This is a genomic window from Streptomyces sporangiiformans (assembly GCF_005768555.2).
GTDB classification, from domain to species: domain Bacteria; phylum Actinomycetota; class Actinomycetes; order Streptomycetales; family Streptomycetaceae; genus Streptomyces; species Streptomyces sporangiiformans.
Genome location: NZ_VCHX02000124.1, coordinates 18,042 through 41,968, shown reverse-complemented (window position 1 = coordinate 41,968; position 23,927 = coordinate 18,042). Strand labels below are relative to the sequence as shown.

21 protein-coding genes, 5 tRNA genes, 1 pseudogene and 1 riboswitch are annotated in these 23,927 nt (G+C 70.2%); of the genes and pseudogenes, 16 read left to right on the top strand and 11 right to left on the bottom strand.

All coding sequences use genetic code 11. The features are described from left to right. Positions 1 to 24: 24 nt before the first annotated feature. Positions 25 to 1,197 (top strand): RNA-guided endonuclease InsQ/TnpB family protein, encoded by a 1,173-nt coding sequence (locus tag FGD71_RS16795; protein ID WP_119101258.1) that lies wholly within the window; start codon positions 25 to 27, stop codon positions 1,195 to 1,197. Positions 1,198 to 1,354: 157 nt separating this feature from the next. Here the strand turns inward: FGD71_RS16795 and FGD71_RS16790 are convergent. Both FGD71_RS16790 and FGD71_RS16785 read right to left on the bottom strand, forming a co-directional pair. Further along, positions 1,355 to 1,428, bottom strand: a tRNA-Phe gene (locus tag FGD71_RS16790). Between the two features lie 24 nt (positions 1,429 to 1,452). Continuing rightward, positions 1,453 to 1,527 (bottom strand) — tRNA-Asp (locus FGD71_RS16785). 330 nt (positions 1,528 to 1,857) lie between these two features. Between FGD71_RS16785 and FGD71_RS16780 the strand changes: the two genes are divergently transcribed. Then, positions 1,858 to 2,235, top strand: coding sequence for a hypothetical protein (locus FGD71_RS16780; RefSeq protein ID WP_119101257.1), 378 nt, complete (start codon positions 1,858 to 1,860; stop codon positions 2,233 to 2,235). Between the two features lie 41 nt (positions 2,236 to 2,276). Here FGD71_RS16780 and FGD71_RS16775 read toward each other — a convergent pair whose 3' ends face one another. From FGD71_RS16775 to FGD71_RS16760, 5 genes and pseudogenes are all read right to left on the bottom strand, one after another. Beyond that, entirely contained in the window at positions 2,277 to 3,398 is a 1,122-nt protein-coding gene (locus FGD71_RS16775) for a tetratricopeptide repeat protein (protein WP_240436623.1), read from the bottom strand. Continuing rightward, positions 3,395 to 4,750, bottom strand: coding sequence for an ATP-binding protein (locus tag FGD71_RS16770; RefSeq protein WP_119101255.1), 1,356 nt, complete (start codon positions 4,748 to 4,750; stop codon positions 3,395 to 3,397). The genes FGD71_RS16775 and FGD71_RS16770 overlap by 4 nt, the downstream gene beginning before the upstream one ends. A gap of 105 nt (positions 4,751 to 4,855) precedes the next feature. Continuing rightward, positions 4,856 to 4,928, bottom strand: a tRNA-Glu gene (locus tag FGD71_RS16765). Positions 4,929 to 5,008: 80 nt separating this feature from the next. Then, positions 5,009 to 5,374, bottom strand: a pseudogene (locus FGD71_RS48890) (hypothetical protein); the annotation flags it as partial. Between the two features lies 1 nt (position 5,375). Next, positions 5,376 to 6,684, bottom strand: a 1,309-nt coding sequence (locus FGD71_RS16760; RefSeq protein ID WP_244951217.1) for a metallophosphoesterase family protein, incomplete at its 3' end; no start/stop codon positions are given. 105 nt (positions 6,685 to 6,789) lie between these two features. Here FGD71_RS16760 and FGD71_RS16755 point away from each other — a divergent pair. From FGD71_RS16755 to FGD71_RS16730, 6 genes are all read left to right on the top strand, one after another. Continuing rightward, positions 6,790 to 7,140 carry a metallopeptidase family protein gene (locus FGD71_RS16755; RefSeq protein ID WP_181359219.1) on the top strand — a complete coding sequence of 117 codons (351 nt, stop codon included), beginning with the start codon at positions 6,790 to 6,792 and terminating at the stop codon, positions 7,138 to 7,140. A gap of 134 nt (positions 7,141 to 7,274) precedes the next feature. Further along, positions 7,275 to 7,781, top strand: a complete 507-nt coding sequence (locus FGD71_RS47425; RefSeq protein WP_244951216.1) for a hypothetical protein — start codon at positions 7,275 to 7,277, stop codon at positions 7,779 to 7,781. 640 nt (positions 7,782 to 8,421) lie between these two features. Beyond that, positions 8,422 to 10,710 (top strand): DEAD/DEAH box helicase, encoded by a 2,289-nt coding sequence (locus FGD71_RS16745; protein ID WP_119101253.1) that lies wholly within the window; start codon positions 8,422 to 8,424, stop codon positions 10,708 to 10,710. 219 nt (positions 10,711 to 10,929) lie between these two features. Next, the gene (locus tag FGD71_RS16740) at positions 10,930 to 13,365 is read left to right on the top strand and encodes a FlgD immunoglobulin-like domain containing protein (protein ID WP_119101252.1); all 2,436 of its coding nucleotides are present in this window, start codon (positions 10,930 to 10,932) and stop codon (positions 13,363 to 13,365) included. A gap of 70 nt (positions 13,366 to 13,435) precedes the next feature. Further along, complete coding sequence (locus tag FGD71_RS16735) at positions 13,436 to 14,995, top strand: amino acid permease (RefSeq protein WP_119101251.1); 1,560 nt, start codon at positions 13,436 to 13,438, stop codon at positions 14,993 to 14,995. A gap of 98 nt (positions 14,996 to 15,093) precedes the next feature. Further along, positions 15,094 to 15,166: transfer RNA gene (locus tag FGD71_RS16730), tRNA-Lys, on the top strand. Positions 15,167 to 15,261: 95 nt separating this feature from the next. Here the strand turns inward: FGD71_RS16730 and FGD71_RS16725 are convergent. After that, a complete protein-coding gene (locus tag FGD71_RS16725; protein ID WP_119101250.1) occupies positions 15,262 to 15,675 on the bottom strand; it encodes an arsenate reductase ArsC in 414 nt (137 codons plus the stop codon). A gap of 90 nt (positions 15,676 to 15,765) precedes the next feature. On the opposite strand from FGD71_RS16725, the gene FGD71_RS16720 reads away from it, so the two are divergent. Genes FGD71_RS16720 through FGD71_RS16705 form a run of 4 tightly spaced genes read left to right on the top strand, consistent with a single transcriptional unit; the run spans position 15,766 to position 18,397 of the window. After that, entirely contained in the window at positions 15,766 to 16,074 is a 309-nt protein-coding gene (locus FGD71_RS16720) for an ArsR/SmtB family transcription factor (protein ID WP_119101249.1), read from the top strand. Beyond that, positions 16,071 to 16,850 (top strand): aquaporin, encoded by a 780-nt coding sequence (locus FGD71_RS16715; RefSeq protein WP_119101248.1) that lies wholly within the window; start codon positions 16,071 to 16,073, stop codon positions 16,848 to 16,850. Before FGD71_RS16720 ends, FGD71_RS16715 begins: the two co-directional genes overlap by 4 nt. Beyond that, entirely contained in the window at positions 16,847 to 17,911 is a 1,065-nt protein-coding gene (locus tag FGD71_RS16710; RefSeq protein ID WP_119101247.1) for an ArsO family NAD(P)H-dependent flavin-containing monooxygenase, read from the top strand. The genes FGD71_RS16715 and FGD71_RS16710 overlap by 4 nt, the downstream gene beginning before the upstream one ends. Positions 17,912 to 17,968: 57 nt before the next feature. Further along, the gene (locus tag FGD71_RS16705; RefSeq protein ID WP_119101246.1) at positions 17,969 to 18,397 is read left to right on the top strand and encodes a methyltransferase family protein; all 429 of its coding nucleotides are present in this window, start codon (positions 17,969 to 17,971) and stop codon (positions 18,395 to 18,397) included. 69 nt (positions 18,398 to 18,466) lie between these two features. On the opposite strand, the gene grpE is transcribed toward FGD71_RS16705, so the two are convergent. Further along, positions 18,467 to 18,946, bottom strand: coding sequence for a nucleotide exchange factor GrpE (grpE, locus tag FGD71_RS16700; RefSeq protein ID WP_119101245.1), 480 nt, complete (start codon positions 18,944 to 18,946; stop codon positions 18,467 to 18,469). Positions 18,947 to 19,138: 192 nt separating this feature from the next. On the opposite strand from grpE, the gene FGD71_RS16695 reads away from it, so the two are divergent. Further along, entirely contained in the window at positions 19,139 to 19,516 is a 378-nt protein-coding gene (locus tag FGD71_RS16695; protein WP_119101244.1) for an STAS domain-containing protein, read from the top strand. Between the two features lie 63 nt (positions 19,517 to 19,579). Here the strand turns inward: FGD71_RS16695 and FGD71_RS16690 are convergent, their stop codons facing one another. Continuing rightward, positions 19,580 to 20,206, bottom strand: a complete 627-nt coding sequence (locus tag FGD71_RS16690; protein WP_119101243.1) for a GTP cyclohydrolase II — start codon at positions 20,204 to 20,206, stop codon at positions 19,580 to 19,582. 116 nt (positions 20,207 to 20,322) lie between these two features. After that, positions 20,323 to 20,838 (bottom strand): MarR family winged helix-turn-helix transcriptional regulator, encoded by a 516-nt coding sequence (locus tag FGD71_RS16685; protein WP_119101242.1) that lies wholly within the window; start codon positions 20,836 to 20,838, stop codon positions 20,323 to 20,325. Positions 20,839 to 20,937: 99 nt separating this feature from the next. On the opposite strand from FGD71_RS16685, the gene FGD71_RS16680 reads away from it, so the two are divergent. The 3 genes from FGD71_RS16680 (at position 20,938) to FGD71_RS16670 (ending at position 23,890) form a co-directional block, all read left to right on the top strand. Then, positions 20,938 to 22,119: a dihydrofolate reductase family protein gene (locus tag FGD71_RS16680; protein WP_119101241.1), complete on the top strand. Its 1,182-nt coding sequence runs from the start codon at positions 20,938 to 20,940 to the stop codon at positions 22,117 to 22,119. 47 nt (positions 22,120 to 22,166) lie between these two features. Beyond that, positions 22,167 to 22,240, top strand: a tRNA-Met gene (locus FGD71_RS16675). Between the two features lie 455 nt (positions 22,241 to 22,695). Further along, a riboswitch (cyclic di-AMP (ydaO/yuaA leader) is annotated at positions 22,696 to 22,853 on the top strand. Between the two features lie 11 nt (positions 22,854 to 22,864). Next, on the top strand, positions 22,865 to 23,890 hold the full coding sequence (locus FGD71_RS16670) for a M23 family metallopeptidase (protein WP_119101240.1): 1,026 nt from the start codon (positions 22,865 to 22,867) through the stop codon (positions 23,888 to 23,890). Positions 23,891 to 23,927 lie beyond the last annotated feature (37 nt).

The window sequence follows — 23,927 nt, the reverse complement described above, 5'->3', positions numbered from 1 at the left end:
CGACGGGATCTAGATTCTCCCTTCGTGAAGCTCGTGATCCGCGTGAAGCTGCTGCCGACACCGCAACAGGCGTCGGCACTGAAGGCGACCCTGCACGCCTGCAACGAAGCCGCAAACCACGCCTCCCACCACGCCTTCACGACCGGCATCAAACGGAACCGCGAACTGCGCGCACAGATCTACACCCAGCTCAAAGACCGCTGGGGACTCGGCGCCCAAGCCGCCCAGCACGTCATCAAGAAAACCTGCGACGCCTACACGGCGCTCGCGGCCAACGTCAGAGCCGGAGCCCTCGGCCGCCCCAACTCCAGGCGCCGCACCAAGGCCACCGGCAAACCCATCACCTTCCGCCCCGACGCAGCCCAGCCCTACGACGACCGGATGCTCTCCTGGCAGACAGAACACCGGACCGTGTCCATCTGGACCGTCGAAGGCCGCATGAAACGCCTCGCCTACACCGGCCACGAGGACCAGCTGCTCCTTCTGGCCCGCCGACGGCAGGGCGAATCCGACCTGCTCCAGCAGAACGGCCAGTGGTACCTGCTGGCCACCATTGATGTACCGGAACCCCCCGAGAACCCCGCGCCACACGGCTTCATCGGCGTCGACCTCGGCATCGAGAACATCGCCACCACATCCTCCGGCAGGCGCCACAGCGGCCGACCGGTCAACCGGGCACGCGAAAACGACCGCCGACTGCAGCGCGACCTCGCCAAGAAGAACACCCGCTCAGCCAAGCGACGGGCCAAATGCAACGCCGGTAAACAGGCGCGCCGCACCCGCGACATCAACCACAAGATCAGCAAGCACATCGTGGCGGAGGCTCAACGCACCGGCCGCGGAATCGCTCTGGAAGACCTGGGCGGCATCCGCGAACGGGCACGGCTGAAAAAGCCCCAACGCGTCACGCTGAACTCCTGGGCCTTCGGGCAGCTCGGCTCCTTCATCGCCTACAAGGCACGCAAGGCCGGGGTGCCGGTGGTGTACGTCAGTCCGGCGTACACCAGCCAGGAATGCTCGCAGTGCCATCACATCGACAAGCGCAACCGGCCTCGCCAGGCCGTGTTCGCGTGCAGATCCTGCGGCTTCGTTGAGCACGCGGATCTGAATGCGTCCCACGTCATCGGCCAACGCGGCTGGTGGGTGTGGGTCTGCGGGGCCGGGTCACAGGTCCCTGTCCTCACGCTGGTGGCGTGAGGACTGGATGCGCCGGTCTACGCCGAAGCCATCGGCGGGCCGAGCTGTAAGTCGGGGAGTAATGGCCCGGCAGCGGACGCGATCGCTCGTACGAACCAGAGCGAGAGGCGGAAGGGATACGAAAAAGGCCTCGATCCGAAGATCGAGGCCTTAACTGTGGCTGGGGCCGGGATCGAACCGGCGACCTGCCGCTTTTCAGGCGGCCGCTCGTACCAACTGAGCTACCCAGCCGTGAGGTTTCACGTGAAACCTCAGCGGTCCTGACGGGATTTGAACCCGCGGCCTCCACCTTGACAGGGTGGCGAGCACTCCAAACTGCTCCACAGGACCAAGCTGTCGCGTGCGAATAGTGTCGCACACGGGATTGCGTGCCCCCAACGGGATTCTTGCGGCTCTGGTGTGAACTCCAAGATCGTCCCGCTGTGAACTGACGCTCACCGCGACGGTTGAATCGCTTCGCTGTCCTCGCCGGTCTGGTGATTCTCAGTGACCGGATGGACACGCTGTGGCGGCCCGTCGTCGCTGGATCAGCGTATCAGAACTCGGGCCTCGCCCCGCACGCGTGACCTGCGGACCCCGGTGGTGCTTTTCTGGGAGTGGGGCGGTTTCGCAGGCGCTTTCCCGCGGTACCGCAGAGCGGTCACGAGAGGAGCGATCCCGATGAGCAGTGAGCGACCGCACCCGGAATCCGTCTCGGTGGAACTCAGCGAATGCAGCAAGGAAGACGCTCGGATCGTGTTCGACGCCCTGTGCGCGTGCTTCGCGTCCGACCGGTGCGCCGACGATGTGCCGCAGGAGGTCTCCGAGACGCGCCCGACGGTGTGGCTCGGCACCTTCGACGTCGCCGACGCCCATGAGGGCGCCCGCTCGGCCCGGCTCGCGGCGTCCGTCACGGCCGACGTACAGGGCGGCTACTGGGCAGTCGACCGGTTCCGTACCACTCTGGATTCCCTCTTCTCCGTGCACGAGGTCTGTGCGGCCTCCGGGGACCAAGAGGCCGATCTGCATGTACGCCTGGAGACCCGGCGAAGGGGGTGAGACCACCCAGCCCCGCCCCGTCTCCGGGTTGACCTGCCCGCTCAGCCTCGCTTCTTCCGGTCGAACCAGATCGTGGCCGCGATGGGCAACAGGCCGGCCCAGAAGAGCACTTGGGGAACCGTGCGTTCCGTCCACGGCACCTGGGTGATGAGCAGCGCGCAGAGCATGGCCCAGGCGGCCTGGGCCAGCACGACGCGGGGCCACGTGCCGTTGCGGATGACGGAGCGGATGTTGATCCGTACGCCCGCGCGCAGGCGGCGGTATCGCAGTAGGGCGCCCGCGGCCCAGATCACGGTCATGGGCACGAGGGTCCACAGGCGGTTGCCGAGCGGTACGGGCAACTCCCGCTGGACCTCGCCCTCGACGGCGAAGAGGTCGATCCCGGTGCCGGCCAGGGCCAGACAGAGCAGGGCGAGCCATCGGACACCGCGCAGCAGGCGGTACGAGGCGTCGTCGAGACCGCGTCGCATGGACGCCGATTCCGGGGCGGAGGCGAGTGCGTCCGCGTACAGGGTGGCCGCCTCTGTCGCCTTGACTCCCGGGGTGTTCGCCGCTTTCTCGGTCCGTCGGGCCAGGGCCTGCTGGTGGTGGGGGTCGAGCTGGAGAATGGCGTGGTCCAGCTGGTCCGCGACCGTCTTGTTGCCGGCCATGTCGGCGATCAGCCAGGCGACCTCGTGCGCGTAGATCTCCTCGGGGCCCAGGCGCAGTGCTTCCTTGGCCAGGTCGCCGGCTTCCTCGAGGAAGCGCTCCAGTGTGCGTCGGTCGAGGGTGCCGCCGTTCGCCTGGCCCTGGCGTACCGTGTTGGCACGCCATACGAGATCGGCGAGCAGCGCGTACCCGTACCAGTACTCCGGAGCGAGGCGCACTACTTCCCGCAGTGTGCTTTCGGCCTCGTCGAGCCGGCCGCCGACTCGGCGCAGTGCCTGCGAGCGCATGATGAGTGCGCCCAGGTCCTCCGGGTCGAGTTTGACCGCTTCGTCGGTCGCCTCGAGCGCCTTCTCCGGTTGCTGTGCGTCGAGCCGGCAGCGAGCGAGTTTGACCCAGGCGCGTAGGTCGCCGGGGTCTTCCGCGAGCCGTTCGCCCAGCAGGGCTTCGGCGTCGTCGTATCGCTTGAGCTCGATGAGTGCGTCGGCCCGTTCCACGGCCGGATGCAGGGTGCTCACAGTTTCCGCTTCTTCTTGAGGTAGGCCACCAGGTCGTCGTACATGCCGCCTTCGTTCGCGAACATGGCCACGTTGCGGGCCGAGGCGAACCACGGCTCGGTGGACGGGGCGATGTCCTTCGCGGCGGCCAGCAGGTCTTTTGTGCCGATCATGCGTACGGTGCCGGTGCGTGCGGAGTCGAGCAGTGCCCGCTCGGCCGCGGCCTCGCACAGGTGGGCCAGGTCGGCGCCGGAGAGTCCGTCGGTGGTCTTGGCCAGCTTGCTCAAGTCGATGTTCTCGATGGGGCGTTCGCGCAGGTGGTAGCGGAGGATCGCCTCGCGGGCGGGGGTGTCGGGCGGCAGGACGAGGAGGGTGCGGTCCAGGCGGCCGGGCCGGCGCAGGGCGATGTCCACATCCCAGGGGACGTTGGTGGCGGCGAGTACGAAGACGCCTTCGTTGGCTTGGGCGTCGATGCCGTCGAGTTCGGTGAGCAGTTGGTTGACGGTGTTGCGCATGCCGCTGTGTGCGGTGCGGCTGCGTTTGGCGCCGAGCGCGTCGAGTTCGTCGAGGAAGACCACGCAGGGTGCCTGGCGGCGGGCGGTCTGGAAGAGCTCGTGCATGTTCCGCTCGGAGTTGCCCATCCACATGTCGAGGACGTCGTTGACCGATACGGACAGGAAGCTCGCCCCGAGTTCGCCGGCGATGGCGCGGGCGATGAAGGTCTTGCCGCAGCCGGGTGGGCCGTACAGCAGGAGACCGCCGCGCAGGCTCTTGCCGTAGAGCCGGCGCAGTTCGGGGTTGCGCATGGGGGCGAGGAAGGCGGCCTCCAGGCGGTCCTTGACGTCCTGCATGCCGCCGACGTCGGCGAGGCGCACGGTGCCGGGTGCGTCCACGTCCCAGGCGGAGGTGTCGCCGGGGTCGTCCTGGCCGTCGGCGGTGAGCGGCGTCTCGACGAACCGCGGCGGTACGACGTCGCCGACCTGCTCCTCGGCGGCTCGCCAGTCGAATCCCTCGCGGCCTGCGGGTGCCTCCTGCTCCGTGGGCGCGTCCTGGGGCGCGGGTGCCCCGTGCCTCGTGGGTGCGTCCTGCCCTGCGGTTGCCTCCCGCCCTGTGGGCGCCCCAGGCGCCGCGGCCACCTGGGCCTGCTCGGGCTGCGGGTCCGCCGGCGGCATGCCCATGGCGCGCGCCATGAGTCCCCGGGCCTGTGCGTCGCTGGGCGCGTGCTGCAGAGCCACGGCCACTTCGGCGACCGCCGCTTCGGGCTGTCCGCCGTTCAGGAGGAGTTCCGCCAAGTGCAGCCGCAGGGGTACGTCCGTGGGGGCCGCCGCAACTGCCGTTCGCAGGCTCTGAATCAACGGGGAGTCTTCCGGCATGGCCCACACCCTACGTACATGACAAGCAGAGTCGTCGGCCATTCCCGAAACGCGAAAAGGACCTCACGAAGAGGTCCTTACCTGCGACAACGCAAGACGATCGAGTGCCCCCAACGGGATTCGAACCCGTGCTACCGCCTTGAAAGGGCGGCGTCCTAGGCCGCTAGACGATGAGGGCTATCGGCCCGCCTGGGCGCTTCTCAGCGCGTCGGGGACGTGAGAAGCATATGGGATGGCGGGAGGTAACGCCAAAACGGTTTAGGGCGAGGGTGAGGGGCTCCTGGGTGTGGCGGGCGAGGGAGTGCCAGGAGTGGGGGACGAAGGGGAGCCGGGAGTGGCGGGAGAAGGGGTGCCAGGGGTTAGGGACGCGCCGGGCTGGTTCTCCCTCGGGAGGTGGCGGCTGACCTCGGCCGTTGACAGGCCCAGGCCGCCCAGTTTGATCTCGTCCCAGGCCTGGAGGCGACGGGTGTCACGGTCCAGGTAGAGGATCGATGTCTCGATGGGGTCGGGGTGCTTGCCCTCGACCGCGCGCAGGCCGCTGCCGCCGGTCGAGCCCTCGATGCGCAGGCGTGTGCCGTACTTCATGACCTCCATCTCCGAGTGGTGGACATGGCCCGCCAGGGCNCGTACTTCATGACCTCCATCTCCGAGTGGTGGACATGGCCCGCCAGGGCGAGCGGGACCTCGCCGTCCGTCTGGCGTGCGGCCACGGGGTTGTGGGCGACGGCGATGTCGACGGGGGTGCCCGCCGCCTTCTGGTCGTTGAGGAACGAGGACAGGCGGGCGCCCGCCAGTTCCTCCGCGGGGTCGCCGGCCTGCTTGACCGAGCGGTCGGGGGTGTACTGCGGGTCGCCGATGCCCGCGAACCGCAGGCCCGCGACCGAGACGGCCCGCCCCTCGTCCAGTACGTGCACGTTGTCCATGCGTTCGAGATAGCTCTGCGTGACCCGCGAGTCGTGGTTGCCGCGCACCCACACATACGGAGCGCCCAGGTCGGCGGCCGGGTCCAGGAAGCCGTTCTCCGCCGCTGTGCCGTGGTCCATCGTGTCGCCGGAGTCGACGATCGCATCGATCTTGTACTGCTTGACGAGCGAGGCGATGATCTTCCAGCTCGCCGGGTTGAGGTGGATGTCGGAGACGTGCAGGACGCGGATGGTGGAGGGGTCGGGTGCGTACGCGGGGAGTGTGGACGTGACGTCGTACAGCTTCGTCACGTTCGTCACCAGGCGTGCCAACTCCTTCTGGTAGACGTCGAATTCGCTGACGATGCTGCGGGCGTTGCCGACCACGGAGGGGGCGGAGGACAGCAGGCCGGAGAACTTCGGTTCCAGGACCGACTTCGGGTTCCAGGTCGCGAAGGCCGTTGCTCCCGATGCGGCCAGGAGCGCCAGGGCCAGGCCGCCTGCCGCGAGGGCGCGGCGCGGGCGGCGGTAGACCGCGAGGCCGAGGGCGGTCGCCCCGGAGACGACGGCGACGCCGGAGCGTACGGCCAGGTCGAGTGTGCCGTGGCCGACGTCGCGGGTGACCTCGTCCTGGAGGCCGGAGAGCCGTTCGGGGTGGTCGACGAGGGCCTGGGAACGGACGGGGTCGAGCTGGTCCACGTCGACGTCGAGGCGGATCGGCGCGATGTGGCTGCGCAGTTCGAGGGCGCCCAGCGGGGACACGTTGATCTTCGTGCCGCCGGTGAGGGAGGGGCGCAGGGTCATGGTGGTGTCCATGGGGCCGACCGGGGCGCGTACGTTCCCGACGATCAGCAGGCCGAGCCACGCGCCGAACAGGACGACGGTGACGAGGCTCAGTGCGCGGGCGTAGGGGTGCGGCTGGTGGACGAGTTCGACGACCGGTTGTGCGCGGCGGGCTCGATAGTGACGGGTCAGGGCTTGTGGCGCTTTGCGTACGCGGTGCAGGGCGGCGGCGACGGGGACGCGGACCATTGGTCCCGTATGCCCAAGTCCAGGGTCGGGTATGCCACGCCATCCGGCTCACGTACGGCTGTCTTGGGGCTCTCGTACGTGACGTCCGTGCCGGACAATGGATTTGTGCTGGAGATGACGCGCGAGGTGTTCGAGGAACTGGTCTCCGAGGCCCTGGACCGGATCCCGCCGGAGCTGACGCGGCTGATGGACAACGTGGCGGTGTTCGTCGAGGACGAACCGCCGAGCGACGATCCTGAGCTGCTCGGGCTGTATGAAGGGACTCCGCTGACGGATCGTGGGGAGTGGTACGCCGGTGTCCTGCCGGACCGGATCACGATCTATCGCGGGCCGACGCTGCGGATGTGCGAGTCGCGGGAGGACGTCGTCGCCGAGACCGAGGTGACGGTGGTACACGAGATCGCCCACCACTTCGGGATCGACGACGAGCGGCTGCACGCGCTCGGATATGGCTGAAGTCTCTTCTATGAGGCGGGCGTGTTCCGGTCTGTGAGGCGTGCGTGCTCCGGGGCGCGTGTCCTCTTGTGGGCGGCGGGAGTTGGGCAGGGGGACTCCTCGTCCCCGCCTCGGAGGTGGCTGCCGTGCGCGCCATGTACGTACCCGTCCGTCTGGTCGCCGTGGCCCTGGCCGTAGCGGTGAGTGCCGGCTGCGTGAGCGTCGGTGACGACGATGCGGACAGCAGAGGCAGGCCGTCGCAGTCGGCGGGGCAGCGGGGCGGTGAGGCGCCCGACGGCGGTTCGGCGGTGTCCGGCGGCGGCTCGGGGCGCGGCGGGGCGCACGGTGCCGAGCGGCGTGCGGCGAAGCCGGGCGAGTCCGCGTCCGGGGCGAAGTCGGAGTCGCGCTCGGCCGCGAGGCGCACGTCCGAGTCGCCGTCCAAGTCGGGGAAGAAGAAGCCGAAGCCGGGTGAGCCCTCGTCGACGGCGGGTGAGCCGACTCCGACGCGTACGACTCCGGGGCCGGCGCCGACGCAGACGAAGGAGCAGCCCGCCCCGTCGTCGGCCCCGACCACCGCCGAGCCGTCGTCCTCGGCGCACCCGGAGCCGACGCCGCAGCTCGCCGAGCGGGAGCCGGCGCCGCATGCCGGAATCGGCGCCTGATGCTCCGGGCGACGCCGAGAAGGCACCCCCGGGCGAGGCCGAGTGCTCGCCGTGCCCGCTCAGCGGCCTGCCGGGGCCGCCCGTCCTCCGCACGCCGGCGTGTGCGCTCCGGCGATCGCAGCGGCCTGGGCACCGGGCGCTCGCCGACCCGGATCCGGTCGGGACGCCGTCGGGAGCGATGGGCCGGCCCGTGACGTGCCTACGCGCCGGCCGATGGCTGGGCTCCTCAGCCTGGGCTGGGAGTGCTTGCCGGGCAGCCGGAGGGCACTCGCGGCGCGCGGATGCTGCCCCACCACGCTGAAGAGCGCATGTTGGACGGCGCGTCCCCGTACGCTGATCTGGAGCGCGGCGCGCTCGGCCGTAGCAGGCACCGTCGTGCCCTGGCCGTCCGCGACCGGCTGAGTGGCCTGAACTCGCCCCGACCAGCCCTGACCTGGGCCGATCGACTCAGTTTGCCTTGAGGGGTGGAGGGTGCGTATGGTGGTAGATCGTTTGATCCCATTTGCCCGGCGCCAATACAGAGCGCGCCGCGTGGCGCGTTCTCTCCCTTGCCGTGGCTGACCGCATTGAGGCGGTTCGAATTGCGAACACGGAGTTGACGGGCGCGTGCCGACGAGACTCCGGAAGGTTTCGCATTCGCATGTCCATTTCCAGTACTGACCACGTCGTTGTGCCCGAGGACGGGGCCGTGGACAACGGCGGGCAGGCCGTCGAGCCCCAGGCTCCCGAGGCCGTCGAGGCTTCGGAGGCCACCGAGGCACCCGAGGCACCCGAGGCGCCCGAGGTCACCTTCGGCTCCCTGGGGCTGCCCGAGGGTGTCGTGCGCAAGCTCGCGCAGAACGGCGTGACGGTCCCCTTCCCGATCCAGGCCGCGACCATCCCGGACGCCCTGGCCGGCAAGGACATCCTCGGCCGTGGCCGTACGGGCTCCGGCAAGACCCTCTCCTTCGGTCTGCCGCTGCTCGCTCAGCTCGCCGGTGGCCACACCGAGAAGAAGAAGCCCCGCGGCGTCATCCTCACCCCGACCCGTGAGCTCGCGATGCAGGTCGCGGACGCCCTCCAGCCGTACGGCGATGTGCTCGGCCTGAAGATGAAGGTCGTCTGCGGCGGTACGTCGATGGGCAACCAGATCTACGCCCTCGAGCGCGGCGTCGACATCCTGGTCGCCACGCCCGGCCGGCTGCGCGACGTCATCAACCGTGGCGCCTGCTCCCTGGAGAACGTCCAGGTCGCCGTGATCGACGAGGCCGACCAGATGTCCGACCTGGGCTTCCTGCCCGAGGTCACCGAACTGCTCGACCAGGTCCCGGCCGGCGGCCAGCGCATGCTCTTCTCCGCCACGATGGAGAACGAGATCTCCACGCTGGTCAAGCGCTACCTGAGCAACCCGGTCACGCACGAGGTCGACGCCGCCCAGGGCGCGGTGACGACCATGTCGCACCACATCCTCATCGTGAAGCCCAAGGACAAGGCGCCGGTCACCGCCGCGATCGCCTCCCGCAAGGGCCGCACGATCATCTTCGTACGTACGCAGCTGGGCGCCGACCGGATCGCCGAGCAGCTCCGTGACGCGGGCGTGAAGGCCGACGCGCTGCACGGCGGTATGACGCAGGGCGCGCGGACGCGGACGCTGGCCGACTTCAAGGACGGTTACGTCAACGCGCTCGTCGCCACGGACGTCGCCGCCCGCGGTATCCACGTCGACGGCATCGACCTGGTCCTGAACGTGGACCCGGCCGGTGATCACAAGGACTACCTGCACCGCTCCGGCCGTACGGCCCGCGCCGGCCGCTCAGGCACGGTCGTGTCGCTGTCGCTGCCGCACCAGCGGCGCCAGATCTTCCGCCTCATGGAGGACGCGGGCGTCGACGCCTCGCGCCACATCATCCAGGGCGGTGCCGCCTTCGACCCGGAGGTCGCGGAGATCACCGGCGCCCGGTCGATGACCGAGGTGCAGGCCGAGTCTGCGGGCAACGCCGCGCAGCAGGCCGAGCGCGAGGTCTCGCATCTCACCAAGCAGCTGGAGCGCGCGCAGCGGCGTGCGACCGAGCTGCGCGGGGAGGCGGACCGTCTGATCGCCCGTGCCGCGCGCGAGCGGGGCGACGACCCGGAGGCCGCGCTGGCCGAGGCCGCCGCTGTCGTGGAGGCCGCGGCGGAGGAGACCGGCGCCCTGGCGTTCGTGCCGGAGCAGGCGGGTGCGCAGGAAGCTGCCGCGCCGGCGCGCGAGGAGCGTCCGTCCTACGAGCAGTCGCGTCAGCGTCGTGACGATCGCGGCAGCTATGACCGCCGGGAGCGGCGTGACGGCGACCGCGGTGGCCGTTCCTTCGAGCGTCGCGACGGTGACCGTGGCGGGTTCCGCCGCGACGACCGCCGTGACGGTGACCGTGGGGGCTTCCGCCGTGACGACCGTTCCTCGGGCGGCTTCCAGCGTGACCGTCGTGACAACGACCGGGGCGGCTTCAACCGTGACGACCGCCGTGACGGTGACCGGGGCGGCTTCCGTCGCGACGACCGCCGCGATGACGACCGCGGTGGCTTCCGTCGGGACGGCGGCGACCGTGGGGGCCGTTCGTCCGACCGCCGTGACGGCGAGCGCGGTGGCTTCCGTCGTGACGACCGCCGCAACGACCGTCCGTCGGGTGGCGGGTTCCGCCGTGACGAGCGTCCGTCGGGCGGGTTCCGCCGTGACGACCGCCGGGACGGCGAGCGTGGCGGGTTCCGGCGCGACGACCGTCCGTCCGGCCACCGGGGCAGCGACCGCCCGTTCAACCGTGACCGGCAGGGCGACCGTCCCTCCGGCGGCTTCCGCTCCGGTGGCCACGACCGTCCGTACGGCCGTCGTGACGATCACCGTGGCGCCGGCTCCGGTACCGGTACCGGTTCCTTCGGCCGCCGTGACGACAAGCCGCGCTGGAAGCGCAACGGTTGATTTCTGACAGCACCATCAGGGCCCGGACGACTCGTCGTCCGGGCCCTTTTCGTGACTCACATGCGCCCGTTTTGGCTGGTCATAAGGGATTCGCGTACCCGTTCGAATACGGTCCGGGCCCTGTGTTACTTTGCGGCGCCTTCCGGAGGACGGTTCCGCGTCGACCCTCGTGTGTCCGTGTCGAACCGCCTCCTCTCCCATGCCTCTTGGAGGTGCTCCGTGGCCGGACGCCACAAGCCGAACCGAAGACGATCGCTCGTACGCGGCGGACTCGCCGCCGCCGTGGCCCTCGCGGCCGCCGGCGGAACCCTGCCCTTCCTCCTGTCGAACGCCCATGCCGAGACCCCCTCGCTGACGATCCCGGCCCCGGACCGCTTCGAGCCGGTCGCCAACCCCGTGTACGGAGCCGGGCCCGGCGGCGTCGTGGAGCGCACGGAGGTCAAGGACGCGAGCGCGCTCGGCTACTACCGCTGGACACCCGACGGCGGTACCCCGGTCGACCTGCCCGCCTCGTCCCCGTACGACGACATCAACTCGATCGACGGAGGGGGAGGGAGCCACGTCTCCGTCACCAGCGGGGACGTCGTGGCGATCTACGACCGCCCGACCGGGCTGCTGCTGAAGGACATGAAGTCCGGCACCACCACCAAGTACACGCTTCCCGACGGCCACTTCTACCGCGGCGTTTTCGGCTCGTACGTGCTCACCGCCACCCGGGACGCGGACGGCAACGAGGACGTCCTGCACGTGCTGCGCATGGCCGACGGACAACTCACCGACACCCTCGTCACCGGGCTGAACGGCTGGGTCGCCGAGGACGGCATGACGCTCGGCGGCGACGACCGTTCGGTGGCGATCTGGTACGCGCACCCCGACGGCACCCGCGGCGTCGGCCTGCTGGACCTGGCGACGGCCGAGGTCACCCCGGTGCTTCCGGGCGCCACCGGCGCGAACGCCCGGGTCGTGTTCTCCGACGGGTACCTCGCCTGGTACTCGCCCGAGGGCGGCAACACCACGGCCCGCGTACTGCCCCGCGCCACCCCGGAGGCGGCCGACACCAAGATCGAGCTCGGCTCCGGCGGCGAGGGCACCCCGCGGCTCGGGCTCGTCGGCGACTGGCTGCTGACCACGCGCCAGTACGAGCAGAGCGAGAGCGACTTCCTGGTCCGCCAGGGCGCCCCGCTCACGGCCCTGCCGATCGCCGGCGGCGAGCCCAGGACCCTGCTGGAGCACGCCGGCCGGCGTATGGCGCAGGTCCCGGGCGGCGGCGTGGCCGTCACCGGCGGCGCCTCGGCACAGGACTGGGCGGTGCGCCGGGTCTCCGTGGGCGACGACGGGGCTCCCGCGCTGCGTACGGTGCGCGAGGTGGCGCCCAAGGAGGGGAACCTCTCGCGGCTGTCTCTCACGGCCGGGCACCTGGTCACGGCCGAGTCCGACACCACGTACCTGCCGGCGCTCTTCCAACGGCAGATCACTCTCGGCGCGGCCCCGTCGCCGGGCGAGCGGTCGTTGCTCGCGCGGCCGGACGCGCAGACGACCGGTGAGACGGCGCAGCGCCTGTACGACCACCGGCGGCCGGTCGGCACGGGAGACGGCCGCACGGTAGTCGCCTCCACCGACGCGAGCGGCGACCAGATCCTGGTCGTGCTGGCGGCGGACGGCACGAAGACCGTCGTACCGGCCGTGGACCCGCAGACCGGCGAGAAGATGCCGACGGGCAGCGACCACTACTCGGAGGTGCGTTCGGCCTCCGGACGCTATGTGGTGTTCGGGGACAGCGGGCGCGGTCTGGACGACCGGCAGTACGTCGTCGACCTGGACGCGTCCGGCGGGGCGAAGGTGCTCCGGGTCCGGCAGGGCCAGGGCGGGCTCGCGGTATGGGGCACCAAGCTGTGGATGCCGGGCGACACGGAGGGCACGCTCCAGGCCGTCGACCTCAAGACCGGTGAGACGACGGCCACGGACCCGATCACCTACAACGGCTGCCTGCCGCAGCACCTGCAGGCCGTCGGGCCCTGGCTGTACTGGGACTGCTATCCCTCGGGGTCGATCAGCGACGGCCACGGCATCTACAACACACAGACCCAGCAGTCGTCGTACGCCCCGCGCGGCACCCTCGGCGACGGCTATGTGGTGGCGTACGACGGGGACCGCGGCCGGCTCGACCTGACCCCGGTCGGGGACGCGCCGCGCACGATCGAGGCCTTCACGTTCCAGTACGCGTACCCGATCGTGGAGGCCGACCGCTTCGGCGGCGCGGTCGCGTACGCGAAGGAGAAGAGCGCGCAGATCACGGTGGTCGACTCCGGCGTGCCCACGTCGCCGGTGGCCGAGATCGAGTCGCGGGTCGACAAGTCCGTGGACCTCAAGTCCGCGGCCGACAGCGTGTGGGACGCCGACTGGCAGCTGTCCAAACCCGTCACCGATGCCCGGGTGACGGTCCGGAACAAGGCAGGGCGCACGGTGTTCACGGGGGCGGCCGAGGAGTACGCCGCCGCCGTCTCGTTCTCGTGGAACGGCCGGACCGGCGACGGCCGGTACGTCATCGACGGCAGCTACACCTGGGAGCTCACCGGCACGCCCGTGGACGGCAGCGGCGGCGCCCTGAAGGCGACGGGCACGGTCGCTTTCACCGGCGGCCAGGGCACGCGCTAAGGGCGTTTTTTAGCCAAACAGGACGCCACTTGGCGCATGTCATGCCCCCGGTGAGGGAATCGCTGGGGGCATGACAACTCCCTCCGCGCGCGACTCCGAGGCCACCGCCTCCGCGCAGGCCGTCTCCGACGAGGAACGGCTGGCCCAGCTGGGCTACACGCAGGTTCTCGCCCGCCGCATGTCGGCGTTCGCCAATTACGCGGTCTCCTTCACGATCATCTCGGTCCTGTCGGGCTGTCTGACGCTGTACCTGTTCGGCATGAACACCGGCGGCCCCGCCGTGATCACCTGGGGCTGGGTCGCGGTCGGCCTGATGACGCTGATCGTCGGGCTCGCGATGGCCGAGATCTGTTCGGCCTATCCGACGTCCGCCGGGTTGTACTTCTGGGCCCATCGGCTGGCACCGGCCAGGAGCGCGGCCGCCTGGGCATGGTTCACGGGGTGGTTCAACGTCCTCGGCCAGGTGGCGGTGACGGCGGGCATCGACTTCGGGGCGGCGTCGTTCCTGGGGGCGTATCTGAACCTCGAGTTCGGCTTCGAGGTCACTCCCGGCCGGACAGTCCTGCTCTTCGCCGGGATCCTCCTGCTCCACGGACTCCTCAACACCTTCGGCGTACGCATCGTCGGCCTCCTCAACAGCATCAGCGTGTGGTGGCACGTGCTGGGTGTCGCGGTGATCGTGGGCGCGCTGGCCCTCGTACCGGACCGGCACCAGTCGGCGTCGTTCGTGTTCACGGAGTTCGTGAACAACACGGGGTGGGGCAGCGGCCTGTACGTCGTCCTCCTCGGCCTGTTGATGGCGCAGTACACCTTCACCGGGTACGACGCGTCCGCGCACATGACCGAGGAGACGCACGACGCGTCCACGGCCGGCCCTCAGGGCATCGTCCGCTCCATCTGGACGTCGTGGATCGCGGGTTTCGTCCTGCTGCTGGGCTTCACCTTCGCGATCCAGTCGTACGACGGCGCCCTCGGGTCCGCCACGGGGGTGCCGCCCGCCCAGATCCTCCTCGACGCGCTCGGCGCGACGGCGGGCAAACTGCTTCTGCTGGTGGCGATCGGCGCCCAGCTGTTCTGCGGCATGGCGTCCGTGACCGCCAACTCCCGCATGATCTATGCCTTTTCGCGCGACGGGGCGTTGCCTTTCTCACACGTGTGGCACACGGTGAGCCCGCGCACGCGCACACCGGTCGCGGCGGTGTGGCTGGCGGCGCTGGGGGCGTTGGTGCTCGGCCTCCCGTACCTGATCAATGTGACCGCGTACGCGGCGGTGACGTCGATCGCCGTGATCGGCCTCTACATCGCGTACGTCATCCCGACGTTGCTCCGCCTCCGCAAGGGCGATTCCTTCGAACGAGGGCCTTGGCATCTGGGGCGCTGGTCGCGCGTCGTAGGGGTGATCTCCGTGGCCTGGGTGGCCGTCATCACGATCCTCTTCATGCTGCCCCAGGTGTCCCCGGTCACCTGGGAGACCTTCAACTACGCCCCCATCGCGGTCCTGGTCGTCCTCGGCTTCGCCGCGACCTGGTGGCTGGGCTCCGCCCGCCACTGGTTCCTCAACCCGGACCACCAACGCACCCTCGCCCGTCAGGCGGCCCGCGCGGGCGCTCCGGATCCGGTCGATCCCTGACGTTCCGCCCGGTTCCGACCGTTCGTCGTGGCCGGCTCACCGATACCCGATCGGCGACCCGGCCACGTCCGGCTATGCTCGGGGGAGCAACATCGCCAGGGCCCTTAGCTCAATTGGCAGAGCAGTGGACTTTTAATCCATTGGTTGTGGGTTCGAGTCCCACAGGGCCTACCGATGCAGGGGAGGGGAGATCCCTTCTGACCTGCGGTGCAGCGCTCGGGTTGGCTTCGGCTGACTCGGGCGCCGCTTCGTTGCGGGGCTCGTGCTCACGCCCGGGGCTCCGGCGCGATCTCCTTGATCAGGCCCTCGACCAGCACCTTGATCTCGTCACGGATCGGGCGGACGGCCTCCACGCCCTGGCCCGCCGGGTCCTCCAGCTGCCAGTCCAGGTACCGCTTGCCGGGGAAGACCGGGCAGGTGTCGCCGCAGCCCATGGTGATGCAGACGTCGGACTCCTTGACCGCGTCCACGGTGAGCATCTTCGGGACCTCGGCGGAGATGTCGATGCCGACCTCGGCCATGGCCTCGACGGCGGCCGGGTTCACGTCGGCGCCCGGGTTGGAGCCGGCGGAACGGACCTCGACACGGTCCCCGGCCAAGTGGGCCAGCCACGCGGCGGCCATCTGGGAACGGCCGGCGTTGTGGACGCAGACGAACAGCACGGAGGGCTTGTCGGACATCAGAGGTCTCTCTTGTCTCACGACGGCATCAAGTGCGATGACATCAGCACCCGGTGGTGTCAGCCACCACTGATGTGACAGTATCAGCACATGATGACGTCAGTCGACACTGACCTGATCCGGGTGCTGGCCGACCCGCTCAGGCTCCGAATCGTGACCCTGCTCGCCAAAGAGACGCTGTGCACCACCCACCTCGTGGAGGAGACCGGTGCCCGGCAGACCAACCTCTCCAACCACCTGAGAGTGCTGCGCGAGGCCGGAGTCGTCGAGACGGAGCCGTGCGGCCGGTTCACCTACTACCGGCTCAAGCCCGACGTCATCGCCTCACTCGCCGCCCAGTTCGCCGACCTGGCCGAGTCCGCTCGCGGCTCCGCCGAGAACAAGAGGGCCTGCCCATGACCGCCGCCGAAGCCGCCCCGCCCGCGGAGTCCGCGACAGCCCCTCCCGCACCCGAGTCCGTCGATCCCGCCCCCGGCGCCACTGCGCCGCGTACCCCCCTGGTCGCCCGGGCCTCCGCCGAGCTCATAGGCACCGCCCTGCTGGTGGCGGTCGTGGTCGGCTCCGGCATCCAGGCCACCGAACTGACCAAGGACGTCGGCCTCCAGCTGCTGGCCAACTCCACGGCCACCGTCTTCGGTCTCGGCATCCTGATCCTCCTGCTCGGCCCGGTCTCCGGCGCGCACTTCAACCCGGTCGTCACGCTGGCCGAGTGGTGGACGGCCCGACGCGGCGGCGCCGGGGTCACCCCGCGTGAGGTCGCTGTTTATCTGCCCGCGCAGATCGTGGGCGCGATCGCGGGCGCGATCCTGGCGGACGCGATGTTCGGCGAGCCGCTGGTGAAGTGGTCCACGCACGACCGGTCCGCCGGGAACCTGCTGCTCGGTGAGGTCGTCGCCACCGCGGGCCTGATCCTGCTGATCTTCGGCCTGGCGCGCGCCCATCGCCTGCAGTTCGCGCCCGTGGCCGTCGCCTCGTACATCGGCGCCGCGTACTGGTTCACGTCCTCCACGTCCTTCGCCAACCCGGCGGTGACCATCGGCCGTGCCTTCACCGACACCTTCGCGGGCATCGCGCCCGGCTCGGTCCCGGGCTTCATCGGCATGCAACTCGTCGGCGGCATCGTCGGGCTGGCCCTGGTCGCGCTCGTCTTCATGCCCGGACGATCGGCCGAGTGACCGACAAGACGCAGGTGGTGGTGATCGGCGGCGGCCAGGCTGGGCTCGCCGCCGGATACCACCTGCGCCGCCTCGGCCTGGAGTTCGCCATCCTCGACGCCCAGGCCGCGCCGGGCGGCGCCTGGCAGTACGCCTGGGACTCGCTTCGGCTGTTCTCCCCGGCCGCGTACTCCTCGCTGCCCGGGCGCTTCATGCCGGCGCAGACCGGCCAGACCTACCCCGACGCGCAGCACGTGGTGGAGTACCTCGCCGACTACGAGAAGCGCTACGAGCTTCCGGTGGAGCGGCCCGTCCGCGTCCTCGGCGTCCACCGGGACGGCCAACTCCTGCGCGTCGAGACGGACTCCGGCACCTGGCACGCCCGCGCGGTCATCAGCGCGACCGGCACCTGGTGGCGCCCCTTCCTTCCCGCCGTCCCCGGCTACGCGGCGTTCGGGGGCCGCCGGCTGCACACGGTGGAGTACCGCAGCCCCGCTGACTTCGCGGGCCAGCGAGTGATCGTGGTGGGCGGGGGCAACTCCGGCGCTCAGATCGCCGCCGACCTGGCGTATGGCGCCCAGCTGACCTGGGCCACCCAGCGCCCGCCCCGCTTCCTGGCCGACGACATCGACGGGCGCGTCCTCTTCGACGTGGCAACCGCCCGCCGGCGAGCCCTCGACGAGGGTCGTACGGACACCGGCGGCGTCGCCTCGCTCGGCGACATCGTCGCCGTACCGCCCGTACGCGAGGCTCGCGACCGGGGTCTGCTCAGGGCGAGCGCGATGTTCAGCCGTCTCGTACCTGGCGGCGTCGAGTGGGCCGACGGCACCCGCTCCGAGGCCGACGCGATCATCTGGTGCACCGGCTTCCGGCCCTCCCTCTCCCACCTCGCCCCGCTCCAACTTCGCGGCAGACGCGGCCACATCGCCACGACAGGCACCCGCGCAGTGGACGAGCCGCGCCTGCATCTGCTCGGCTACGGCGACTGGACCGGCCCCGCCTCCGCCACGCTGATCGGCGTTGGCCGCACGGCACGGCAAGCGGCTCGCGAGACAGCCCAACTGCTGACAACCGGCAGCTGACGCGACAGGCAGCGCGCTTCGCCTCCGCAGTCCGGTCAGTCATGGCTCGCCGACCGGCTGCTGGGCGGCGTCCTTGTCGCGGCCGCCGCGGTGGTGCTGGTGCAAGCCTTCGTGCGATTCGTGGTGGAAAGCCTCGGCACTCCGGCGCCGGTCGCCCCGACTGAGCATTTGGTGGTGGGCGGGCTGTACCGCCATGTGCGCAACCCGATGTACGTCGCGGTCATGGCGGCGATCGGCGGTCAGGCACTGCTGCTGGGCCGACCGGTCTTGCCGGCGTACGGGCTGTTCGCCGGAACGATGATGGGGGCGTTTGCCAAGTGGTACGAGGAGCCGGCGCTGAGACGCAGGTTCGGCCAGGCGTACGAAGCGTACCGCCGGGCGGTACCGGGCTGGTGGCCCAGACTGCGTCCGTGGCACGGTGACGGCCCCCACGGACGCCTGGTCCCCGTCGGTGAAACTCCAGGGGAGGCGGCGGACCGGGACTGAGGGCCGCGGCGGGACTCAAGGCTCCGGTGGGACTCAAGTCTCCGATGGGACTCAAGGCTGGGGCGGGACTCAAGGAAGCGGCCGGTCCGGGTTCGCGCCGTGCGGGGGCGGACCGGTGACCTCCACGTGGGCCGGACGCAGCAGGTGGTCCCCGAGCCGGTAGCCGGGGCGCAGGATCTCCGTGCAGGTCAGGCGGTCGGCGTCCGGGGACAGGTGGTGTGTCACGGCGTCGTGGCGGGTGGGGTCGAAGGGTTCGCCCTCCTCACCGAACGCCTGCAGGCCCAGCGAGCCGAGCTGGGTCTCCAGGGTGTCGGCGATGTCCTTCAGGCCCCGTGTCATGGGCTCGTGTTCGCACGCACGGTCGACGGCGTCCAGCACCGGCAGCAGAGCGCGCAGCACGTTGGCCACCGCGATCTCGCGGACCGCCATACGGTCGCGGTGCACCCGCTTGCGGTAGTTGTCGTACTCGGCCTTCACCCTCTGGAGATCGGCGGTGCGTTCCTCCAGCAAGCGCTGCGACCGGGTGTTCCGCGGGCGGGTCCCGTTCATTGTCAGCCGACCCTCCGGGCTGCGGGTGTGGGTCCAACCTCCCCACTCACCTGGATAAGACTTGAGCGGTGTCCGGTCAAGATGAGATGAGCGGAACGGGGTACAGGAACAGTCGAAGGCAATCCGGGCCCCGGAGCCCGGACGGGCATTGCACTCAGGCGAATCAAGGAACCAGAAGCGCAGGAGGCCGCCATGGCCATGACCCTGTTCCTGGCGTCGCACTGGGAGAAGAACGGCTGGGCCGTGATGGAGGTCAGGGGGATCCTCGACACCGGCACGGCCCCGGAGCTGCGCGACAGCGTGGCCTCCGTGGTCAAGGAGGGCCGGCACCCGCTGCGCCTGATCGTGGACCTGTCCGAGCTGTCCTACACCGACGTGGACGGGCTGAGCACCCTCATGGCCGTCCGCACCCTGCTGCGCGAGAGGAAGGGCGAGCTGCGCCTCGTCTGCCCCGAGGGGCGGGTCCTGCGCATCCTGCAGATCAGCCGGCTCGCCCACGCCGTGCCCGTCTACCCCACTCTTGGCGCCGCCCTCGCCGTGACACGCACGGCCGGTGCCGACCGGGCATGAGGCGCCGTGCGGTGATCACCGGACCACCGCCGTTCGGCCACTGGCACAGGCAGGCGCCGGGCGTCAGCTCGCCGTCAGCTCCGCCAGCGGCAGCGTGTGCTGGGTCTGCAGGACCTTCGCCCGCAGGTACCGGACGTTGTGGTCCGTCGTGAAGACGCCCGTCGGGACGCGCCGCTGCACGTCGATGTCCAGGGCGCGGAGCTGCTCCGCCTTGTCGGGGTTGTTGGAGAGCAGATCCAGTTCCGTGACGCCGAGCGCCGCCAGCATCTGCGCCGCCGCCGTGTAGTCGCGGGCGTCCTCCGGCAGGCCGAGGGCCGTGTTCGCCGCGTAGGTGTCGAGGCCCTGGTCCTGGAGCGCGTACGCGTCGAGCTTGTTGTAGAGGCCGATGCCCCGTCCCTCCTGGCGGAGGTAGAGGAGTACGCCGCCCCGCGTGGCGATCTGCTCGACGGCCTCGCGGAGCTGAGGGCCGCAGTCGCAGCGGGCCGAGCCGAAGACGTCGCCCGTCAGGCACTCGGAGTGGAGGCGGACCAGAGGGGTCGCGGAAGGGGGGCCGAGGACGATCGCCACGTGTTCCTGGCCGTCGGTCAGGCCGTGGAACGTGACCAGTTCGGCGTCGACGCTGTAGCCGTCGTCAAAGCGCAGCGGTACCCGGACGCGTGCGCGCGGGGTGGCGGCGGGGAAGTCGGGCATGCGGGTTCTCCGGTCCAATCGTGGCCTGCTTCAGATTTGAAGCAGTTCCTCGGACCGAGACCCTAGCCCATGCTTTAAAGTTTAAGCAACGGTGCGGAGGAAGGTGGTGGCTCAGCTCACGTGCAGGAGGTGGAGGAGCGGCGCCGCCAGGGAAGGTCGTCGGGCGCCGACTGCTCCCCGTCTCCCTGGAGCGCCCGCGCGACCTCCGTGCAGATCTCCTCCAGCTGCCCCACCTGCTGCTCGGTGAGGTGCTCGAAGAGGGAGGCGCGGACCGTCTCTACATGGCCGGGCGCCGTACGTTCCAGGAGGGCCGTCCCCTCGTCGGTCAGGATCGCGAGGCTGCCCCGCTTGTCCATGCGGCATCCTTCGCGGCGTACCGTGCCGTCCTTCTCCAGGCGCGTCACGGCGTAGGTCAGCCGGCTGCGGGTGATCTTCAGCCTCTCGGCGAGGTCGGTCATGCGCAGACAGTGGTGGGGCGCCTCGGAAAGGGTGGCCAGGATGGAGTAGTAGAGGTGTGGCATGCCGGCCTCCTGCTGGAGCTGCCGGTCGATCGCGTCCTCCAGAAGCTGGGAGGCCGCGATGTACGCGCGCCAGGCGCGCTGCTCCTCGGGGGTGAGCCAGCGGGTCGTCATGCCGCCAGTGTAGGTACTGTTTAAAAGTTGAATCAACCCGCGAGAACCTGATGCCCCGATGCCCTGACGAGTGCCAGGTCTCCGAGAGGGAGTGCGCCGATGCCCCGCCCCTACGTCCTGCTGTCCGCCGCCGTCTCCCTCGACGGCTGCCTGGACGACACCGGCCCCGAACGGCTGGTCCTCTCCGGGCCGGCCGACTTCGACCGGGTCGACGAGGTGCGGGCGGCGTCCGACGCGATCCTGGTCGGCGCGGGAACGCTGCGCGCGGACAACCCCCGGCTCCTGGTCAACTCCGCCGAGCGCCGGGCGGCCAGAGCCGCCACGGGCCGCCCGGAGTATCCGCTGAAGGTCACCGTCAGCGGCAGCGGGGACCTCGACCCGGCTCTGAACTTCTGGTCCACGGGCGGGGAGAAGGTCGTCTACACGACGGACCTGGGTGTGGCGAAGGCCACAGCGGCCCTGCGCGGGCTGGGCGTCGACGTCGTTCCCGTCGGGCCGGCGCTCGACTGGCAGGCCGTACTCGAGGACCTTCATGACGTACGGGGCGTGCGGCAGCTCATGGTCGAAGGGGGCGGGCTGGTGCACACCCAGTTGCTCCAGCAGGGGCTCGCGGACGAGTTGCAGCTCGCCCTCGCGCCGCTCGTCGTCGGGGAGCCGGACGCGCCCAGGCTGTTCGGGCCGGGCGGCTACCCGGGCGGGGTGCGCAACCGGATGCGCCTGGTGGAGACGCGGCCGGTGGGCGATGTGGTGCTCATGCGGTACGTGCCCACGGCGCCCGGCGCCGGAGAGCTCGCCTCCGCCGCCGACCGGCACTGGCTGGAGACCGCGTGTGACCTCGCCGCCCAGTGCCCGCCCTCACGGACCGCCTTCAGCGTCGGCGCGGTCGTCGTCGCGGCCGACGGCACGGAGCTGGCCCGCGGGTACTCCCGCGAGTCCGACGCGGTGTCGCACGCCGAGGAGGCCGCGCTCGCCAAACTCGACCCGGCCGACCCGCGCCTCGCCACCGCCACCGTCTACAGCAGCCTGGAACCCTGCGCCCGCCGCGCCTCCCGGCCCGCCCCCTGTGCCCGGCTGATCCTCGACGCGGGAGTGCGCCGCGTGGTCACCGCCTGGCGCGAGCCCGACACGTTCGTGGCGTCCGCGGACGGGAGCGGGCTGCTGGCCGCGGAGGGCGCCGACGTCGTCGTGCTCCCGGAATACGAGGAGCGGGCCGCCGGGCCCAACCGCCACCTGCTCCGGGCGGCCGGCGAGCAGGGAGGGCCGGGAGAGCAGGGGGAGTAAAGCCGTGTGCTGAGGGCCCCGCCGATGGCGTACACTGATCTTAACGACGCGGGGTGGAGCAGCTCGGTAGCTCGCTGGGCTCATAACCCAGAGGTCGCAGGTTCAAATCCTGTCCCCGCTACTGAAGACTCAGGGCCGGAATCCATTGGATTCCGGCCCTGAGTGTTTTCCGGCCCTGAGTGATTCCGGGCGTCTTCGGTCTTGTCCGGTGCTTTTTGGGCGCCTTCAGCGCTTTTTGGACTTCTTCGGTGCGTTCTTGGAGTTCTTGGGTGCCTGGTGGAGTTCTCCAAACCCTCGCGGAGTTCTTCGTCGTCTCCCATGTGGCATCGGTGAAGCCCGGCCCCTCATGTGACCCTCGGTAGTCGAACGACCCCATTCCGCGTAACATCTGACACTTCGTCACCAACGATCACGCGGTCGGGCGTCAATCAACTCGCCCGATTTACTCCCCTCTTGACCCGTAAGTCCAGGCCGAAAACGTTAACGATCATCCAGAACAGCTTGGAATCCAGTGCCTGCCTCTATTAACGTTCGATAACGCAGCGCGGTCGTCCCAGCCGTCACAAGAGGCGGCTCCGTGCGCACGCGCCGAATCTCGAAAGGGAACCGGGGAACCACCAACTTGGGGTGAATCGGGCGTTGTTCATGGTGTGCGACACCATGATTGACGCGCGTAGGAGACCTTCCTGCTCCGAACCCGTCAGCTAACCCGGTAGGCGAGAAGGAAGGAAAGGAGTGCGCCCACGTGGCGTCCAACCGGCCTGCCCCGCAAACCTCGTCCGCGCCGAGCGAGTTCAAGCCCGACACCTTCGGCTACGGCATCAATAAGGACGAGGAGACCTGGGAGGAGTGGAACCCCACCGAGGATTCCCTCCGACCCGTTCGGGGCCGGCACCGCGTCAGCAAGCAGCGCGGCGGAGGTCTCGCCCGCAGCTCCACGGTTCTGGGCGTCGGCGTCATCGCGGCCGTCAGCGCGGGCGGCATGGCCAGCGCGCAGACCGGCAAGCCGCCCGTCTCCATCTCGATGCCCGATCTGCCGTCCGTGGGCTCGATGTTCGCGGACGACTCCGCGGAAGCCGAGGACACGACGTCGCTCAGCAGCGTGGGTCTGACCACCGCCGACGCGGAACAGGGCAACTCGGACGCGGGCGAGGCCCTGCGCGCCCGCATCATGCTGCAGGCCGAGCGGCAGCAGGACCAGGTGGACCGCGAGGCCCAGGAGGCCGCCGAGGCGGCCGCCGCGAAGAAGGCCGCCGAGGCGGCCGCCAAGGAGAGGGAAGAGGCCGAGGCCAAGGCCGCCGCCGCCAAGAAGAAGGCGGAGGAGGAGGCCGAGCGCAAGGCCGAGGCGGAGCGCCTGGCGGAGCTCGCGAAGAGCTACGCGCTGCCCACCTCCTCGTACACCGTCTCCTCGACCTTCGGGCAGGCCGGCTCGCTGTGGTCCTCCGGGTACCACACCGGTCTGGACTTCGCCGCTCCCACGGGTACGCCGCTCAAGGCGATCCACACCGGCACCGTCACCGAGGCCGGGTGGAACGGTTCGTACGGCTACCGCACGGTGATCACCCTCGACGACGGCACGGAGCTCTGGTACGCCCACCAGTCGTCCATCAGTGTCAGCGTCGGGCAGAAGGTCAACACGGGCGACGTCATCGGCCGCGTGGGCGCGACCGGCAACGTCACCGGGGCGCACCTCCACCTGGAGGTCCACACGGCCGGCGGGGAAGGGATCGACCCGATGGCGTGGCTGCGGAGCAAGGGCCTCAACCCGTAAGCGGACCCGTAAGCGGCAACCCGCGAGCGGTCAGGGG